This is a genomic window from Streptococcus mobilis (assembly GCF_059727625.1).
The window spans coordinates 822,541-838,538 of sequence record NZ_AP041823.1 but is presented as its reverse complement, the minus strand read 5'-3'; the positions used below and the strand labels follow the sequence as shown (position 1 = coordinate 838,538).

16 protein-coding genes and 1 other annotated feature are annotated in these 15,998 nt (G+C 41.5%); of the genes, 7 read left to right on the top strand and 9 right to left on the bottom strand.

Going from position 1 to position 15,998, the window contains the following annotated elements; translation table 11 throughout:
• Nucleotides 1-50: 50 nt before the first annotated feature.
• The 4 genes from AC6IZR_RS03975 to trpX all read right to left on the bottom strand — a co-directional run bounded on the left by AC6IZR_RS03975 (nucleotide 51) and on the right by trpX (nucleotide 3,473).
• On the bottom strand, nucleotides 51-566 hold the full coding sequence (locus AC6IZR_RS03975) for a GNAT family N-acetyltransferase (RefSeq protein ID WP_497848839.1): 516 nt from the start codon (nucleotides 564-566) through the stop codon (nucleotides 51-53).
• 2 nt (nucleotides 567-568) lie between these two features.
• On the bottom strand, nucleotides 569-1,615 hold the full coding sequence (pheS, locus tag AC6IZR_RS03970) for a phenylalanine--tRNA ligase subunit alpha (RefSeq protein WP_270299551.1): 1,047 nt from the start codon (nucleotides 1,613-1,615) through the stop codon (nucleotides 569-571).
• 313 nt (nucleotides 1,616-1,928) lie between these two features.
• A complete protein-coding gene (locus tag AC6IZR_RS03965; RefSeq protein WP_497848838.1) occupies nucleotides 1,929-2,348 on the bottom strand; it encodes a chromosome partitioning protein ParB in 420 nt (139 codons plus the stop codon).
• Between the two features lie 123 nt (nucleotides 2,349-2,471).
• A complete protein-coding gene (gene trpX / locus AC6IZR_RS03960) occupies nucleotides 2,472-3,473 on the bottom strand; it encodes a tryptophan ABC transporter substrate-binding protein (protein ID WP_497848837.1) in 1,002 nt (333 codons plus the stop codon).
• 132 nt (nucleotides 3,474-3,605) lie between these two features.
• Nucleotides 3,606-3,838, bottom strand: a binding site (T-box leader).
• Between the two features lie 150 nt (nucleotides 3,839-3,988).
• Here trpX and AC6IZR_RS03955 point away from each other — a divergent pair.
• Nucleotides 3,989-5,650 carry an Rqc2 family fibronectin-binding protein gene (locus tag AC6IZR_RS03955; protein WP_497848836.1) on the top strand — a complete coding sequence of 554 codons (1,662 nt, stop codon included), beginning with the start codon at nucleotides 3,989-3,991 and terminating at the stop codon, nucleotides 5,648-5,650.
• A gap of 235 nt (nucleotides 5,651-5,885) precedes the next feature.
• Here the strand turns inward: AC6IZR_RS03955 and budA are convergent, their stop codons facing one another.
• From budA to AC6IZR_RS03940, 3 genes are all read right to left on the bottom strand, one after another.
• Nucleotides 5,886-6,602 carry an acetolactate decarboxylase gene (budA, locus tag AC6IZR_RS03950; protein WP_049486420.1) on the bottom strand — a complete coding sequence of 239 codons (717 nt, stop codon included), beginning with the start codon at nucleotides 6,600-6,602 and terminating at the stop codon, nucleotides 5,886-5,888.
• Nucleotides 6,603-6,673: 71 nt separating this feature from the next.
• Nucleotides 6,674-7,903 carry a tetratricopeptide repeat protein gene (locus AC6IZR_RS03945; protein WP_497848835.1) on the bottom strand — a complete coding sequence of 410 codons (1,230 nt, stop codon included), beginning with the start codon at nucleotides 7,901-7,903 and terminating at the stop codon, nucleotides 6,674-6,676.
• Nucleotides 7,893-9,068, bottom strand: a complete 1,176-nt coding sequence (locus AC6IZR_RS03940; protein WP_497848834.1) for an AI-2E family transporter — start codon at nucleotides 9,066-9,068, stop codon at nucleotides 7,893-7,895. Before AC6IZR_RS03940 ends, AC6IZR_RS03945 begins: the two co-directional genes overlap by 11 nt.
• 165 nt (nucleotides 9,069-9,233) lie before the next feature.
• On the opposite strand from AC6IZR_RS03940, the gene AC6IZR_RS03935 reads away from it, so the two are divergent.
• Together AC6IZR_RS03935 and AC6IZR_RS03930 are read left to right on the top strand one after the other, a co-directional pair.
• Nucleotides 9,234-10,244, top strand: a complete 1,011-nt coding sequence (locus AC6IZR_RS03935) for a lactonase family protein (protein WP_497848833.1) — start codon at nucleotides 9,234-9,236, stop codon at nucleotides 10,242-10,244.
• 95 nt (nucleotides 10,245-10,339) lie between these two features.
• Nucleotides 10,340-10,525, top strand: coding sequence for a hypothetical protein (locus AC6IZR_RS03930; protein ID WP_200773155.1), 186 nt, complete (start codon nucleotides 10,340-10,342; stop codon nucleotides 10,523-10,525).
• Nucleotides 10,526-10,630: 105 nt separating this feature from the next.
• Here AC6IZR_RS03930 and AC6IZR_RS03925 read toward each other — a convergent pair whose 3' ends face one another.
• Complete coding sequence (locus AC6IZR_RS03925; protein WP_497848832.1) at nucleotides 10,631-11,533, bottom strand: DMT family transporter; 903 nt, start codon at nucleotides 11,531-11,533, stop codon at nucleotides 10,631-10,633.
• A gap of 185 nt (nucleotides 11,534-11,718) precedes the next feature.
• On the opposite strand from AC6IZR_RS03925, the gene AC6IZR_RS03920 reads away from it, so the two are divergent.
• The 4 genes from AC6IZR_RS03920 (at nucleotide 11,719) to gap (ending at nucleotide 14,376) form a co-directional block, all read left to right on the top strand.
• Complete coding sequence (locus AC6IZR_RS03920; protein ID WP_497848831.1) at nucleotides 11,719-12,195, top strand: RrF2 family transcriptional regulator; 477 nt, start codon at nucleotides 11,719-11,721, stop codon at nucleotides 12,193-12,195.
• A 154-nt stretch (nucleotides 12,196-12,349) separates the two neighbouring features.
• Nucleotides 12,350-12,778, top strand: coding sequence for a galactose-6-phosphate isomerase subunit LacA (lacA, locus tag AC6IZR_RS03915; protein ID WP_200773153.1), 429 nt, complete (start codon nucleotides 12,350-12,352; stop codon nucleotides 12,776-12,778).
• A gap of 11 nt (nucleotides 12,779-12,789) precedes the next feature.
• The gene (gene lacB / locus AC6IZR_RS03910; protein ID WP_497848830.1) at nucleotides 12,790-13,308 is read left to right on the top strand and encodes a galactose-6-phosphate isomerase subunit LacB; all 519 of its coding nucleotides are present in this window, start codon (nucleotides 12,790-12,792) and stop codon (nucleotides 13,306-13,308) included.
• A gap of 51 nt (nucleotides 13,309-13,359) precedes the next feature.
• On the top strand, nucleotides 13,360-14,376 hold the full coding sequence (gap, locus tag AC6IZR_RS03905) for a type I glyceraldehyde-3-phosphate dehydrogenase (RefSeq protein ID WP_497848829.1): 1,017 nt from the start codon (nucleotides 13,360-13,362) through the stop codon (nucleotides 14,374-14,376).
• A 268-nt stretch (nucleotides 14,377-14,644) separates the two neighbouring features.
• Here the strand turns inward: gap and eno are convergent, their stop codons facing one another.
• A complete protein-coding gene (eno, locus tag AC6IZR_RS03900; RefSeq protein ID WP_497848828.1) occupies nucleotides 14,645-15,949 on the bottom strand; it encodes a surface-displayed alpha-enolase in 1,305 nt (434 codons plus the stop codon).
• Nucleotides 15,950-15,998: the final 49 nt, after the last annotated feature.

The window sequence follows — 15,998 nt, the reverse complement described above, 5'->3', positions numbered from 1 at the left end:
GGAAGGTCTAGTAACCTCCCCTTCTCTAGAATAGAAGTTTCTTGTTCCTTCTAGATCAATTTCTTTCTCAACAACCAGTCTGTATCCACGGTATCTCCGGTGATATACTGGTGTTCACTAAATCGTTCAAATCCAAAGCGGTAGTAAAAATCTTGTGCCTTAAAGTTGCGTTCCCAGACACCTAGCCAGGCCCACTCAAAGCCCCGACTCTTGGCTTGATCCAGGGCAAAGATAAACATTTCCTTGCCAAAACCAGCCCCATGCCATTCCTTTTTGACATAGATCCGTTGGATCTCAAAGGACTTGTCCATCTCTACTGGCTCGGTCTGTGCTTGGCCCCAGTTGATCTTGAGAAAACCACAGATTTCTTGTTCTTCATTGAGGACAAAATAGGTTTCAGATTCTGGATCTCGCAGATCCTTCTCGATTTGCTCCAAAGAGAGCACGGTGGAGAAGTAATCTTCCAAATCTTTCTCAACAATATAGGGACCAAAGGTATCCCGATAGGTTTCCACCTCTAGGTCACGCAGGGTATGTGCCTGGTCGATTTTTACTCTAACTAACATGATTATTTAAACTGTTCTGAGAAGCGAACATCTCCTTGATAGAAGCCACGGATATCATTGATTCCATAACGAAGCATGGCTACACGCTCCTGACCAAGTCCGAAGGCGAATCCTGAATAGACTGTTGAATCAATGCCACTCATCTCAAGCACGCGTGGGTGAACCATACCGGCCCCCATGATTTCGATCCAACCGGTCTTCTTACATACATTACATCCCGCTCCGCCACACTTGAAGCAAGAAACATCGACCTCAACAGAAGGCTCGGTAAATGGGAAGTAAGAAGGACGCAGACGGATTTGACGTTCTGCACCAAACATCTTTTGCACGATCAACTGAAGCGTTCCTTGAAGGTCCGCCATAGAAATGTTTTTCCCAACGACCAAGCCTTCGATCTGATGGAATTGGTGGCTGTGGGTCGCATCATCAGTATCCCGACGGAATACACGCCCTGGAGAGATCATCTTCAAAGGTCCCTTGCTAAAGTCATGCGCGTCCATCGCCCGCGCCTGTACTGGTGAGGTATGGGTCCGAAGCAAGATTTCTTCTGTGATATAGAAGGTATCCTGCATATCCCGCGCTGGGTGATCTTTAGGCAGATTCATGCGTTCAAAGTTGTAGTAGTCTTGCTCCACTTCAAAGCCGTCCACGACTTGGTAGCCCATCCCGATAAAGATATCTTCGATTTCTTCACTGGTTTGGGTCAAGATATGACGGTAACCACTAGCAACCGGACGACCGGGAAGGGTCACATCGATGCTTTCGCTAGCTAGTTTCGCTTGGACTTTCTTTTCTTCCAAGAGTTTGGTTGTTTCTTCAAAGGCAGCCGTCAAAACATCGCGGGCTTCATTGACGTGTTTCCCGATAACCGGACGCATCTCAGCAGAGACATCTTTCATCCCTTTGAGGATCTCAGTCAGAGATCCTTTTTTCCCAAGGACAGAGACCCGTAGTTCTTGCAATTCTTTTTCATTTTCAGCAGAGATCTGCTTCAAAGCTGCCAGCGTTTCTTCGCGAAGCGCTTTTAATTGTTCTTCAATCGTTGACATATTTCCTCCATCATGGTCCCTCTACAGACATAGAAAAAACCACGCGCCAACACCCACATTCGGAGCGTTGACACGCGGTACCATCCGTTTTTATCTGTAAACCAGACCTTAATTTCTAAATCCTTTACGCAAGTGAATTCACTCAGCTTTCATGCAAAGAGCTTTCAGTCACGGCCCTTCTCCCTGTCGCACTTCCCTTGAGATACTAGTCTTGCAGATTTCTATTCGATTACTACATAGTTTATCAGATTTTTAGTTAAAAAACAAGTTAGATGAGACCAATTCACTAGAAAAAGGAACAAGAGACAGTACATTATCTATTTGCCTTGTCTATTTCATCTGCTTGCCTTTCCAATAGAAGAGTTGTTGCTTGGTTAAAACCATCACACCAGTTATACCATTTTGCTTCATACTCATCTTGAGGCAAGATACGATGTTTTAAATCCAAAACAGAGGTTATCTTTCTTTCCTCGCAAGCTTGCGCATAGAGAGCATACAACTCATCGCCACCATCTCTATCAAACTCAGCAGTAATCGTATCCCGATCTGCCAATAAAGCCTGATAAGCCCTGTGATGCCCGTCTGTAATCAAGAAGCGATTTCCAAATGCAAGAACACTAATTGGATCCACATTGATGATGTCTGCCGACTGATCCAGCATCTGGATAGCTTGTAACTTCTTTTCTGATAAATATAGTTGGGTCGGATGAAGATCTGTTATCTTGACTTCCATTTCTTTCTCCTCTACCATGAGTAACATAGTTGGTCATGAGCACTGGTAGACATTTTTAAAGGTCACGATTTAAAGACCTGCCAAAGCCAAATTCCCCTGCCATTCTTGTGATTCGTTTCCTTTTTATTTAATGACTTGTCCAGCATCTTTCAAGACAGATTCTGGAATAGTAATGCCCAATTCATCTGCGACTTTTTTATTGATGACAGATTTTCCTTGGCTAAAGATTTCAACAGGTGTATCCGCAGGTTTTTGACCTTTCAAAATCTTCGCAGCCATTTTACCAGTTGCTACTCCAAGATCATGTTGGTCGACAACGACTGAACCAAGACCACCAGCTTCTACCATAGCTGTCGCACTTGGGAAGATTGGTTTTTTAGCTGTTTTGTTTGCTTCGACAACTGTTGAGAAGGCTGAAGCGATGGTATTGTCGATTGGAACCCAGATAGCATCCACTTTACCTGACATAACAGATACTGTTGAAGCAATTTCGTTTGTAGAAGGAACTGAATACGGAACCACCTTGTAGCCTGCTTTTTCAGCCAATTTTGTAAATTCTTCTACTTGAGATTTAGAATTGTCTTCACTGGTTGAGTAAAGGGCACCGATTGTTTTTACGTTCGGAGTCAATTCTTTGATCAATTTCAATTGTTGCTCCGTTGGATTGTGGTCAGATACCCCTGTGATATTGCCACCTGGTTTTTTCAAATCTTTGACCAAGTTTGCACCGACTGGATCGGTGATGGCTCCCATGACAATTGGTTTGTCTTTGGTTGCACTAGCCAAACCTTGAGCAGATGGAGTTGCAATCCCAATCAAGACTTGGTTATCCTTGTCTACCAATTGTTTACTCATGGTTGCAACCTTGTTTTGGTCGCCTTCTGCATTGAGGAAATCAATGTCCACTTTGTCTTTGTCATAACCTTCTTCAGCCAAACCATCTTGAATTCCCTTGTAGATCAAATCAAGCGAAGGGTGGCTGACCAACTGCAAGACCCCAACTTTAGCCTTTTCATTGCTAGTTGCTGCCTTGTTGTCTTTGCCTGCTGTAGCTGAATAGATCGCTGTCCCAATGACTGCTGCTGCAATCAAACCAATAATTCCCATTAACCGTTTATTTTTCATTTTTAATACCTCTTCTATCTTTTTATTTTCTTCTATTTTTCATCCTCTAAAGAATGCGACGCCATCGTTTCTTCATATCTTTTCTCCCTTCTCATCTAAAACAAAAAACACGCCCACACATAGCAAAAGCTATGTGAGGACGTGTCATCGCGGTGCCACCTCACTTATGGGAAAAGGATAGTCTCTCCCCATATCTCTGTCTTGTCTAGCAACAAGTTGCACGATAAGGTGTGCCAACCGAATTTTTATTGTTTCAAATTCATCTCATCATTAGTCCAATTTCATAAACTGCCGCTACCCACTCTCAGCAACCGTGGGCTCTCTTGAAACTTTCATTTACTACTTTTCTAATTTCTTACATTTTAAAGTTTTCTTTCAAAAATGTCAATACTTTTTCAGTATTTTTTTGGAAACGTTCGCATTTTCTATATTACATCCCCTTGCTTCTTTCTGGGATTTCCGCTCTATTTTTGATATAATTTACTAGAATAAACGCTAGAATGATGAGGAATCCCATGTCTTTTGATGGATTTTTTTTACACCATATGGTCCACGAATTGAAGGCTGAACTCTTAAGTGGTCGCATTCAAAAAATTAATCAACCTTTCGAGCAAGAATTGGTACTCCAAATCCGAGGCAATCGGAAAAACCAAAAACTCTTGCTCTCTGCCCATTCTGTTTTCGGACGGATCCAACGGACCCAGACCAACTTTGAAAATCCTGCCTTTCCTAATACCTTTATTATGGTCATGCGTAAATATCTTCAAGGCGCTGTCATCGAAGGGATTGAGCAATTGGAGAACGACCGGATTCTCGAAATCCGTGTCTCCAATAAAAACGAAATTGGAGATGCTATTTCTGTCAGCCTCATGATCGAAATCATGGGCAAGCACAGTAATATTATTCTCCTAGACCGGACCAGCAATAAAATCATCGAAGCCATCAAACATGTCGGCTTCTCACAAAATAGCTACCGGACTATTCTTCCTGGATCAACCTATGTAGCCCCTCCGAAAACCGACGCGGTCAATCCTTTTACAATTGGAGATGAAGCCCTCTTCGCCCTTCTTCACAAGGAAGAGTTAAGCCCCAAAAACCTTCAAAAATGTTTCCAAGGTTTGGGGCGAGATACAGCTCAAGAATTAGCCAAGCGACTTGAGACGGATGAAAAATTAAAGACCTTCCGTGCCTTTTTCAAGGCACCTTCTGAGCCTCGCCTAACGACCAAATCCTTCTCGGCTATCCCCTTTGCAGATGCGACCAGTCAAACGTTTGAGACACTTTCAGATCTGCTAGATGACTATTACCGAGACAAGGCTGAGCGCGATCGGGTGCAACAACAGGCCAGTGAATTGATCCGCAAGGTCGAAAACGATCTTGAAAAGAACCGGAAAAAATTAGCCAAACAAGAAGCCGAGTTAGTAGCGACCGACAATGCAGAAGAGTTCCGCCAAAAAGGAGAATTGCTGACAACTTTCCTCCATCAGGTACCAAACAACCAAGACCAGGTTGTCCTGGACAATTACTATACCAACGAACCCATCACCATCCAACTCAATAAGGCTCTGACCCCCAATCAAAATGCGCAACGCTACTTCAAACGCTACCAGAAGTTAAAAGAAGCCGTCAAACATTTGACCATCCTCATTCAAGAAACCAAGGAAACCATTTCTTATCTTGAAACGGTTGAAACGGCCCTTTCTCAAGCGAGCCTGGCTGAGGTGGCAGAGATTCGTGAAGAGTTAATCCAGACCGGCTTTATCAAACGGCGCAACCGAGAAAAAATTCATAAACGGAAAAAACCAGAAAAATACCTGGCTAGTGATGGCAAAACCATCATTTTAGTGGGTCGCAATAATCTGCAAAACGATGAACTGACCTTTAAAATCGCTAAAAAAGACGAACTCTGGTTCCATGCCAAAGATATCCCAGGCAGCCATGTCGTCATTACCGGAAATCTCGATCCGACGGATGAAGTGAAGACTGATGCCGCAGAGTTGGCCGCCTACTATTCCAAGGCCCGTCTCTCAAATCTGGTCCAAGTAGATATGATCGAAGCCAAGAAACTCAATAAACCAACCGGCGGAAAACCAGGCTTTGTGACCTATACCGGCCAGAAGACTCTGCGGGTTACCCCAGAAGAAGAAAAAATCAAAGCCATGAAACTAACAGACTGATTTTCAAAAATAAAATGAGGTCTACTTTTAGGCTCATTCAATATATATTGAAACTTTCCGCCGTGAGAAAAGTGCTAGAAACAATCTTGATTCTAGCACTCGGGAGTTTTGGAACCTTAGGTCCAAAACTAAGTCATGGAACTTCTTCGAAGTTCGCTGACGTCCGTTCTCACCTAAGGAAAGTTTCTTAAATAATATTATCTTCAATACGAAAGGTTGAGCGACGCTCAACCTTTTATTCTGCTTTATTGATGTCTTCTTTGACCTCATCGACATTGAATTTGGCAAAGAGGTACTGACGGTCTTGGACTGGGAAACGTTGATCCAGCTGATCGATAGCCCCCACCTCTACAATCCCTTCTGAGATGACAAAATCCATCACATGGCCACCAAAGGTGTGGTCATCTGAAATAAAGTGCAAATGGTATCCTGCCACACTCACGCCATGGAAAATTTCTGGTGTCCAAAAACCGACGATGGTCCCTGTGACATTTTCCCGTGTATACTCTGGCTGATGGGTTGCAACCTCTGCAAACTTCATCTCTGGTGTTGATTTTGGAATCATACGGACATGCATCTTGACAAAGTCACCACGAATCTTAATGGAGCGAAAAAGATTTTCGCCATCGTAATAAGACTCAATACGAGCTTCCAATTCCTCGTCCGTCATTTCAAAGCGTTGACGGAAAATCACTTCTGCTTGGTGAGGAACAACTGCCGCATAAGGAACCTTGGCATCAGGAGAAACTTCGACAATTTCAGGATGGTCGCCTGATCCCTTAGCCTGATAAGCCTTTCCATCTAATACGATCAACTCTCCATCAATAGAATCAAGCGTTCCAACTCCTAGATCCCCATGTTCCAAGAGTTCTCCAATCGTAAATGAACCCCCGTACAGACCTGCCATTAGGGCACCCAAGGTATTGTATTGAAAAAGTTTCACTGGTTCCATATTTTTCTCTCCTCATTCTATCTTCTACCAGTATACCACAAACTGTTCCGAAACTTCACGATATAGTTTTATTAGAGGCTATCATAGATGGTTTGCATCTGCACATCGTCTGGTACGATCGCCAAATACTGATTGGCCACTTCACGCGCCCTTGTCACATCGCCAGCTTCACGCAACAGATAAACATAGGTTTCGAGGAATTCTGGATTGTCCTTCAAGTCCTCATAGAGCTCTTGGTAGGCTGATACGGCTTCTCCTGTTTTCTCTAAGGCAGCCAAAGCACGGGCAATGTTCCAACGGGTGACAACCGTTTCGACTTCTTCATTTTGCCAATCTAAGACTTCGTCAAAACGCTCCTGTTCTAAATAAAGGGTAGTGAGGCGAAGAGCAATCTCTTCGATATCATCTGCCACTTCTTTAGCTTCTAACAGATAAGTTTCTGCCTGTTCAGGCTGGTGGAGCTCATAAGAAAGCTGAGAGGCAAGGAGCTTCAACTGTGCGTCAAATGGATTCTTCTCAATCCCTTGTTTGGCGATTTCAAGCGCTTTTTCACGGTCATTTTCTGCCTGTAAGGCCAAGGCATACCCGTACTCATAGCCTTCAAAATCAGGCGACAAGGTGTCAATTTGTTTGTAGTAGATCAGGGCTTTTTGGTATTCTTCTTGATCAGACAATAAGGTCGCCAATTCGTAGGCAATCTGGTCATCAAACTCAATCTCCAGAGCTTTCTCTAAGAAGGGCACAGCTGCTTCAAACCTACCAAGATTGGCATAGGCAAAACCAATCCGTTGATAGGTAGAAATCCCTGTCGCTTCCAAAATCTCCCGATTGTCCAACTGGGCATACTCTTGGATAGCCTCTTGGTAGCGTTCCAATTCCAGATCGATTTCTGCAAGCCCTAATTGAATGATCGGATCATCAGACAGACTGGCTGCTTCAACTAATTTTTCACGCGCCACATCTGCGAGACCTTCCAGCTGATAGAGATCTGCCTTGACCAAGAGACTGGCTACATACCAGTTAGACTCAGGGCCAATTTCTTCTAAATAAGCAAAGGCCTCTTCCGTTTGCCCTTCCTCTGCAAGGATGGTTGCCAAACTCAGATATACTTCTGGATAGGTTTCTGCAATCTGTTCATAAACCTCTTTTGCCTGAGGGTAAAAACCAATACTTTCAAGATATTGACCCAAATCCAATAGTTGCGCTTCACTATCTTCTAACAAGGCCTTTTGAAATTGAACTTCTGCTTCTTCTAGCTCTTGCTGATCAAGAGCTTCTACCATTTGTTGACTATGACTCACTGTGTTTTTCCTCTACTAATTCATGCTCTTCTTCATACAAACCACTGACTTCCTTGTACCACTCAAAGATGGCTCCGATCACCACCTTGGCAGATGCATAGACCGGAATCCCAAGGAAAACGCCCCAGATACCAAACATTGAACCCGATGTCAGTAAGACAAATAAAATGGTGATTGGATGGATATTCAACTGGCTTCCCAAAACCAAGGGCGATACAAAACGTCCTTCAATGGTTTGTTCCACAGCAAATACAATTAAGACCTTGATAAACATCTCTGGTCCTGCTACCAAGCCTAAGACTAAAGCAGGTAACATGGCTAAGAAACTACCCAAGTAAGGGATCAAGTTCAAGATCCCCGCAGAGATCCCAAGTGTCACTGCATAGCGTAAGCCAATGATCTTAAAGAAGATGATAAACATAATGGCCACGACAATAGCCACCGTGATTTGCCCCCGAACATAGTTGGAAAGCTGGGTATTGACGTCCGAGAGAACTTGTTCAGCTGATGTCCGAATCTTCGTTGGCAAGAAACGAACAATATGACCCTTTAAGTTTTTTCCATCACGAAGAAGATAAAAGACAATAAAAGGCATGATGATCAAGGCCACAATGACTTGTGAAGCAACTCCGATCAAGTTGCTGACCCAATTGACAGCCCGCCCAGAGATCGAACTGGCCCAAGTAGTAATATTTGCAGACAATTCCTTAGTGATCTCATCTAACTGAGGTTTGATATCTGAGGAGACGCGATTGTCTAGAAAATCATCGATGGTTGCATTGGCCTTCTCCAAATAAGTTGGCAGATTATGAAAGAAACTAATAACTTGTCGTTGGACAGCTGGAATCACGACAGCCAAACCCCAGATTAACAGGACTGCAATCAAGAAAAAGACGAAGGAAATCGCAAAAATCCGCTTAAGACCTTTTCTTTCAAGAAAGTCGACAATAGGATTGAGCAAGTAATAGAGCAAACCAGAAATAATGACTGGCAGCATGACAGCTCCTGCAAACTCAAAAATCGGAATAAAAATAAAGGTGATTTTACTCAAGACCAGAAGATTCAGACCCAAGAGCAAGGTGACTAAAAATACGGTAATGGCCTTATTGTCTAAAAACCATCTAAAAAACCAGGACATACTAAACTGTTTTTCTTTATTATCCACAGGGAACTCCTTTTCATTTCAATCTGTTTCTATTTTAGCATTTTTTGAGCGCGAAGTTACGAAAAAACTAGTAAAATCAGAAAGACCTCTCCCTTCTTCAACTAGCAATTGCCTTCCAATAGGACCTTTGATATAATAAACCTAACAAATCATACGAGGTGACCTATGTCTCAATCTATTTATTTCGGAACCTATACCAAAAAAGAATCCAAAGGAATCTACAAGGCGCAATTTGACCCTGAAACAGGGAACTTGAGCGATCTCCAACTCGTTGCCAGTGAGCCTAATCCAACCTTTATCGCTTTTTCAGAAAAAGGGAATCTTTACAGTGTCGGTGCCAAAGACGGAAAAGGTGGCATTGCCAGTTTTACAGCGGATTTTCAACCACTCAATCACGTTGTTGAAGAGGGGGCTCCTCTTTGTTACGTCTCAGTAGATGACAAACGCCAACTCGTCTACGGAGCCAACTACCATAAAGGCCAAGTCCTCGTCTACAAGATAGAAGCCGATGGCCAGCTGAGCCTCATCGACCAAGACACTCACGAAGGCAAGGGACCACACGAAAATCAAGCCAGTCCCCATGTTCACTTCGCTGATCTAACACCAGATCAGTACTTGATTACCTGTGATCTGGGTACCGATAGCCTGCATACTTATGAGGTTAGTGATCAAGGAAAACTAACCCTTCTCCATCACTACCAAACGGCACCAGGGGCAGGACCTCGACACCTTGTCTTTCATCCCCATCATAAGATCGCTTATCTGATCAATGAATTAAATGCTACCATTGATGTGCTCTTCTATGATGGCATGGGCGAATTTGAACACTTCCAAACCGTTTCAACCCTCCCTGAAGATTATGACGGCCAAAAATGGGCTTCCGCCATTAAGCTCTCAGCTGACGGAAAATTCCTTTATGCCTCTAACCGTGCACACAATTCCATTGCTGTATTTGAAGTGATCGCTGACGGGAGCTTAAAACTCATCGAGATCATCCCAACAGATGGCCTCAATCCTCGTGATTTCACTCTCAGTCCCGATCAACACTACCTCATTGCAGCCCATCAGGATTCCCCAAATGCCACTGTTTTCAAACGTGATCCAGAGACTGGACGGTTGTCTTCATTATCCCATGACTTTTACGTTCCAGAAGCCGTTTGTACCGTTTTTCACTAAGTCGTTTCAGTTGTCAAACCTTTCAAAAAATGATTAAATAGATGAGAAAACGGCAGACGCCTGACTTCATACATTTTATTTTAGGAGATCCAAGCATGAATCCAATGGACTTATTTAATCAAGTAAAAGAAATGATCGAAAAGAAAGATTTCGATGCTGCAAAGAAATTTGTCGAAGACAACAAAGACAACCTCGGTGACTACCTTGAACAAGCAAAAGGACTGGTTTCAGGAAACGAAATGGTCAGCGGTGCCTTGGACAAACTGAAAGGTTTGTTCTAAGAAATTATTTTTATGAAACTCACAATCATTCCATTTTAAGGAAGAATTCTCTGATCAAAAAATGTTGGGTAAAATTGCCCAACATTTTTTATTGTATACTTAATTTCACTGCTGCTTCCAATTTACCAAAATTAAAGCAAATACTACCATTGCACCACCAACCAACAAGTTTAACGTAAAGGCTTCATGCAAACCTACAATTGAAAAGAGCGTAGAAAACACCGGAACTAAGAATAAGAAACTACTAGCTGTCGTTGCTCCTTTTTGACCTAGACTAAAGAACCACAATCCAAAAGAGCCCACAGAAGCAGGTATAATTAACCAAACAAACCAAACCCAGCCCCAAAATCCTAGATGTACAAAATTATAACTTTCATGTAAGGGTAATGAAAATAGATAGAGGAAAATACCTCCTAGCAATAATTGCCAACCGGTAAAAATCCAAGGTCCATTATCAAATGGGACTTTTTTAGTGATAATCGTATTGACAGACCAACAAAAAGAACCAAGTAAGGCAAACAAGGCTCCTAAACTAAAAGCAGAACCATCCCATCCAATGCATGTCACAACTCCAGCAATTCCTAATAGTAGAGCGCTAATTTTTTTGAAGGTCAGTTGATCCTTTAGAAGAAAATGAGCTAACAAGGCTAACCAAAGAGGATTGGTAAAGAGGATAATCGATGACATAGAGGACGACAGACCATAAGCTAAAGCAAGATTCAAAAACCCCATCGTTCCAGCTGTTTGCAAGAGTCCAATTATCATTACAAGAACAAAACCCTTACCTATTCTTGCTCCACTCTTAGGAATAATAGAGGACCAGTTCCCATGTAAACATTTTAAAGCTAACATCAAGGCTCCCGCAATCATGAACCGCACACCTCCAATTAATAGAGGGGGCGTCTGTTCAACGGCGATTAAGTACTTCCCAGTTGGGAAAGAGGATCCCATAAAAATCGTTGTCAATAATATAGCTGACAAAAAGATAAGATTTGATTTATTTTTCATGACTGCTCCTTTACAAGATATTAAAGATAATATTTGTCTTTTATTTTACTCGTTTTAAACTAAATGTCAATAGATCTCCAAACAATTGCAAAAATCTTTTATCCTCCTGTATATTGAGAAATCATTAAAAAAAGTCTATACTGGTAGTATGGATATGAATTATCTTTATATACGGAGGTGCACAGATGCATTTATCATCTGGATGGGAACAGTCTATCTACGTTCTACTCATGCTTGATCAACTACCAGAAGGAGAATATATCAATTCCATTTTCTTGAGTGAACGATTAGGGGTTTCAGATTCCTATTTAAAAAAAATTATTAAACTATTAGATAATGAAGGATTAGTAAAATCCGTTCGAGGAAAAAATGGAGGCATTGCTCTTTCAAGACCTCTGAGCCAGATTAGTTTTTATGATGTCTTTGTTGCTATAGAAGGGAAGAATCGTATTTTTGAAAGTCAAAATCTTCTAAAAAGATTCTTGGGAGAGGAAGAAGGGAAAAAGGCCAAGAGATGCGTTGTCACCGATTCACTGGATGTCATTGAAAATACACTGGTCTCTACTCTCACTTCTATCACGCTCAGTCAAGTTGCTTTTCAGGCTGAAATGAACTATGATTTAACCGATATCCGAGACTGGATCCATCATCATCAAAAATAGTTGGGGAATTTTTTCCTCAACTTTTTTATATAATTTCTTGACAAATATTTTCATAGGGTCTATACTTTAATTGACGATAAAATATATCTTCTATATCGTCAAAAAATGCTTATTGCATTCTTTCCTATAGCTAACGTAAAGAAAGGAGGTTCTTATGAAAGTCATTTTAGCTACTGACCGTGATGGTTTCCAATTAAAAGAAACTGTCAAAAACTTTTTGCTTCATTCCGGTTATGAAGTTATTGATCTCAACTCTACACACGGTTCAGAGGATTTTGTAGACTCTACTGTCAATGCCGTTCAAGAATTCCGCAAACATGAACACGCTCGTGCAATTCTTTTCGATAAGTATGGTCATTCCTTTATGCCTGCCAACAAGTTTAAAGGAATTATCTGTGCAGCTGTTTCCGATGAACACTCAGCCATGATGACTATCCGACACAATTCCACTCCAATTATTAATCTTGGATCTGGAATAACTGGAGATATTCTTGCGGTTGAAATTGTGAAAACCTTTTTGGAACATGATTATGATGCAGGACGGCACCAAGTCCGCATTGATATGCTAAACAAACTCTGCTAGGTGGTAATACTATGAAAATTGCACTCGGTTGTGACCATATTGTAACAGATGTAAAAATGAAGATTTCTAAACACCTCAAAGAACAAGGACATGAAGTTATTGATGTCGGTACTTACGACTTTGTTCGTACCCACTATCCTATTTACGGCCGCTTAATTGCTGAAGAAGTTGTGAAGGGACATGCCGACTTTGGTGTTGCCCTTTGTGGTACAGGTGTTGGTATTGCAGTTGCTGCTGATAAAATCCCTGGTACTCGAGTAACCCTTGTTGGAGACGTAGTAACAGCTCGTGCTACACGTGAAAATCTTAATGCAAACATTGTAGCCTTTGGTGGAGCCATTCTTGGTATTAATTTTATTAATAACATTGTAGATGAATTTATCAATACTAAATATGAGTCAAATCCAGAAAAAGAAAAGTTGATTGCCAAAATCGATCAGCTTTCTGAAGTGAGTCCAGAGGTAGCTGCTAATGATCATATCTTTGACGAAGAAAATGCCAAATGGGCTCGAGGGGAATATCACGATTAGTTTTTCAACAATCTACTTAGATGTTGAAATAGGATAAAGGAGGAGAATAAAATGGTTGTTAAAGTTGGAATAAATGGATTCGGTCGTATTGGTCGTTTAGCCTTACGTCGTATTCAAACACTTGAAAATATTGAAGTAACACATGTTAATGATTTAACTGATTCAAAAATGTTAGCTCATCTTTTAAAATACGATAGTACCCAAGGAAAATTTAAGGGAACAATTGATGTTAAAGAAGATGGTTTTGTTATTAATGACAAGTTTATCAAAGTAACTAGTGAGCCTGATCCTGAAAAAATTGATTGGGCTTCATCTGATGTAGATATTGTGCTAGAAGCAACAGGCTTCTTTGCAACAAAAGAAAAAGCCGAAAAGCATCTTCATAAAAATGGTGGTGCAAAGAAAGTCATTATTACCGCACCTGGTGGAAACGATGTCAAAACTGTCGTGTTTAATGTAAACCATGAAACCTTGACTGGTGAAGAAACAGTAATCTCACCAGGTTCATGCACAACGAACTGTCTCGCACCAATGGCTAACACTTTAAATAAGAAATTCGGAATTCTAGTTGGGACTATGACAACAATTCATAGCTATACTGGAGATCAAATGACGCTTGATGCTCCTCATCGCAAAGGAGATTTACGACGTGCGAGAGCAGCCGCAGTAAATACAGTTCCAACTTCATCTGGTGCTGCCAAAGCTATTGGGCTTGTTATTCCGGAATTAGATGGTTTACTAAAAGGCCATGCACAACGTGTAGCAACTCCTACTGGCTCTCTTACAGAGCTAGTTAGTCTCGTAAAAACACCCGTCACTGTCGAAGAGGTAAATGCTGCAATGAAAGCTGCACAAAATGAAAGTTTTGCCTATAATGAGGATTTCATTGTCTCTAGTGATATTATCGGTGATACCCATGGTTCAATCTTCGATGCAACTCAAACAGAAGTTACTACAGATGGACAAAACTATCTTGTGAAAACGGTGGCTTGGTATGATAATGAAATGAGTTTCACAGCTCAATTAATCCGCACTCTAGAATATTTTTCTAATATCTCTAAGTCATAAAATCTATCTATTATATGATATGCTTCAACTTGTAAATAGCTATAAAACAAATCACGTTCATTGTTTAAGACAACCTCGGTGACTACCTTGAACAAGCAAAAGGGCTTGTTTCTGGAAATGAAATGGTCAGCGGTGCCTTGGACAAAATCAAAGGCTTGTTCTAATAACACTACTCCTCAACGCTGTAGTTGAGGAGTTTTTGTTTGAGCTGATCGCAAAAAAAAATCCTTGAGAAAACTCAAGGATCTTTTTAGTCTAGTAAACTAGCTTATTTTTTCAAGTTGTAGAATGATTTCAATCCACGGTATTCAGCTACTTCACCAAGTTGATCTTCGATGCGAAGCAATTGGTTGTATTTAGCGATACGATCTGTACGTGAAAGTGAACCAGTCTTGATTTGTCCTGCGTTTGTTGCAACTGCGATGTCAGCGATTGTTGAATCTTCAGTTTCACCTGAACGGTGTGATACAACGGCAGTGTAACCAGCTTCTTTCGCCATTTCGATAGCATCGAATGTTTCAGTAAGAGTACCGATTTGGTTAACTTTGATAAGGATTGAGTTAGCAGCACCTTCTTCGATACCACGTGAAAGGTAATCAGTGTTTGTTACGAAGAAGTCGTCACCAACCAATTGAACTTTCTTACCAAGACGTTCAGTAAGAGCTTTCCAACCTTCCCAGTCGTTTTCATCCATACCATCTTCGATAGTGATGATAGGGTATTTGTCAACCAATCCTTCAAGGTAAGCGATTTGTTCTTCAGCAGTACGAACAGCAGCGCCTTCACCTTCGAATTTAGTGTAGTCGTATACTTTACGTTCTTTATCGTAGAATTCTGATGAAGCACAGTCAAATCCGATAAATACATCTTTACCTGGAACATAACCAGCAGCTTCAATCGCAGCGATAATAGTTTCTACACCATCTTCAGTTCCTTCGAAACGAGGAGCGAATCCACCTTCGTCACCAACGGCTGTTTCAAGACCACGACCTTTAAGGATTTTCTTAAGTGCGTGGAAGATTTCAGCACCCCAACGAAGAGCTTCTTTGAATGTAGGTGCACCAGCAGGTACGATCATGAATTCTTGGAAAGCGATTGGAGCATCTGAGTGAGATCCACCATTGATGATGTTCATCATTGGAGTTGGAAGAACTTTAGTGTTGAATCCACCAAGGTAGCTGTAAAGTGGGATTTCAAGGTAGTCAGCAGCAGCACGAGCTACAGCGATAGACACACCAAGGATTGCGTTTGCTCCCAATTTACCTTTGTTAGGAGTACCGTCAAGAGCGATCATTGCACGGTCAATAGCTTGTTGGTCACGTACATCGTAGCCGATGATTGCTTCAGCAATGATGTTGTTTACATTGTCAACAGCTTTTTGAGTTCCAAGACCACCGTAACGAGATTTGTCACCGTCGCGAAGTTCTACTGCTTCGTGTTCACCAGTAGAAGCTCCTGATGGAACCATACCACGTCCGAAAGCACCTGATTCAGTATAAACTTCTACTTCAAGTGTTGGGTTACCGCGTGAGTCTAGGACTTCGCGAGCGTAAACATCAGTAATAATTGACATTTCTTACTCTCCTTATTGAGTTATATTTTTTACTCCTCTATCATATCGT

Excerpts from the sequence above, each read along its gene's own strand:
- AC6IZR_RS03975 (WP_497848839.1), bottom strand. The coding sequence starts at position 566 with ATGTTAGTTAGAGTAAAAATCGACCAGGCACATACCCTGCGTGACCTA.
- pheS (WP_270299551.1), bottom strand. The coding sequence starts at position 1,615 with ATGTCAACGATTGAAGAACAATTAAAAGCGCTTCGCGAAGAAACGCTG.
- AC6IZR_RS03965 (WP_497848838.1), bottom strand. The coding sequence starts at position 2,348 with ATGGAAGTCAAGATAACAGATCTTCATCCGACCCAACTATATTTATCA.
- trpX (WP_497848837.1), bottom strand. The coding sequence starts at position 3,473 with ATGAAAAATAAACGGTTAATGGGAATTATTGGTTTGATTGCAGCAGCA.
- AC6IZR_RS03955 (WP_497848836.1), top strand. The coding sequence starts at position 3,989 with ATGTCTTTTGATGGATTTTTTTTACACCATATGGTCCACGAATTGAAG.
- budA (WP_049486420.1), bottom strand. The coding sequence starts at position 6,602 with ATGGAACCAGTGAAACTTTTTCAATACAATACCTTGGGTGCCCTAATG.
- AC6IZR_RS03935 (WP_497848833.1), top strand. The coding sequence starts at position 9,234 with ATGTCTCAATCTATTTATTTCGGAACCTATACCAAAAAAGAATCCAAA.
- AC6IZR_RS03930 (WP_200773155.1), top strand. The coding sequence starts at position 10,340 with ATGAATCCAATGGACTTATTTAATCAAGTAAAAGAAATGATCGAAAAG.
- AC6IZR_RS03925 (WP_497848832.1), bottom strand. The coding sequence starts at position 11,533 with ATGAAAAATAAATCAAATCTTATCTTTTTGTCAGCTATATTATTGACA.
- AC6IZR_RS03920 (WP_497848831.1), top strand. The coding sequence starts at position 11,719 with ATGCATTTATCATCTGGATGGGAACAGTCTATCTACGTTCTACTCATG.
- lacA (WP_200773153.1), top strand. The coding sequence starts at position 12,350 with ATGAAAGTCATTTTAGCTACTGACCGTGATGGTTTCCAATTAAAAGAA.
- lacB (WP_497848830.1), top strand. The coding sequence starts at position 12,790 with ATGAAAATTGCACTCGGTTGTGACCATATTGTAACAGATGTAAAAATG.
- gap (WP_497848829.1), top strand. The coding sequence starts at position 13,360 with ATGGTTGTTAAAGTTGGAATAAATGGATTCGGTCGTATTGGTCGTTTA.
- eno (WP_497848828.1), bottom strand. The coding sequence starts at position 15,949 with ATGTCAATTATTACTGATGTTTACGCTCGCGAAGTCCTAGACTCACGC.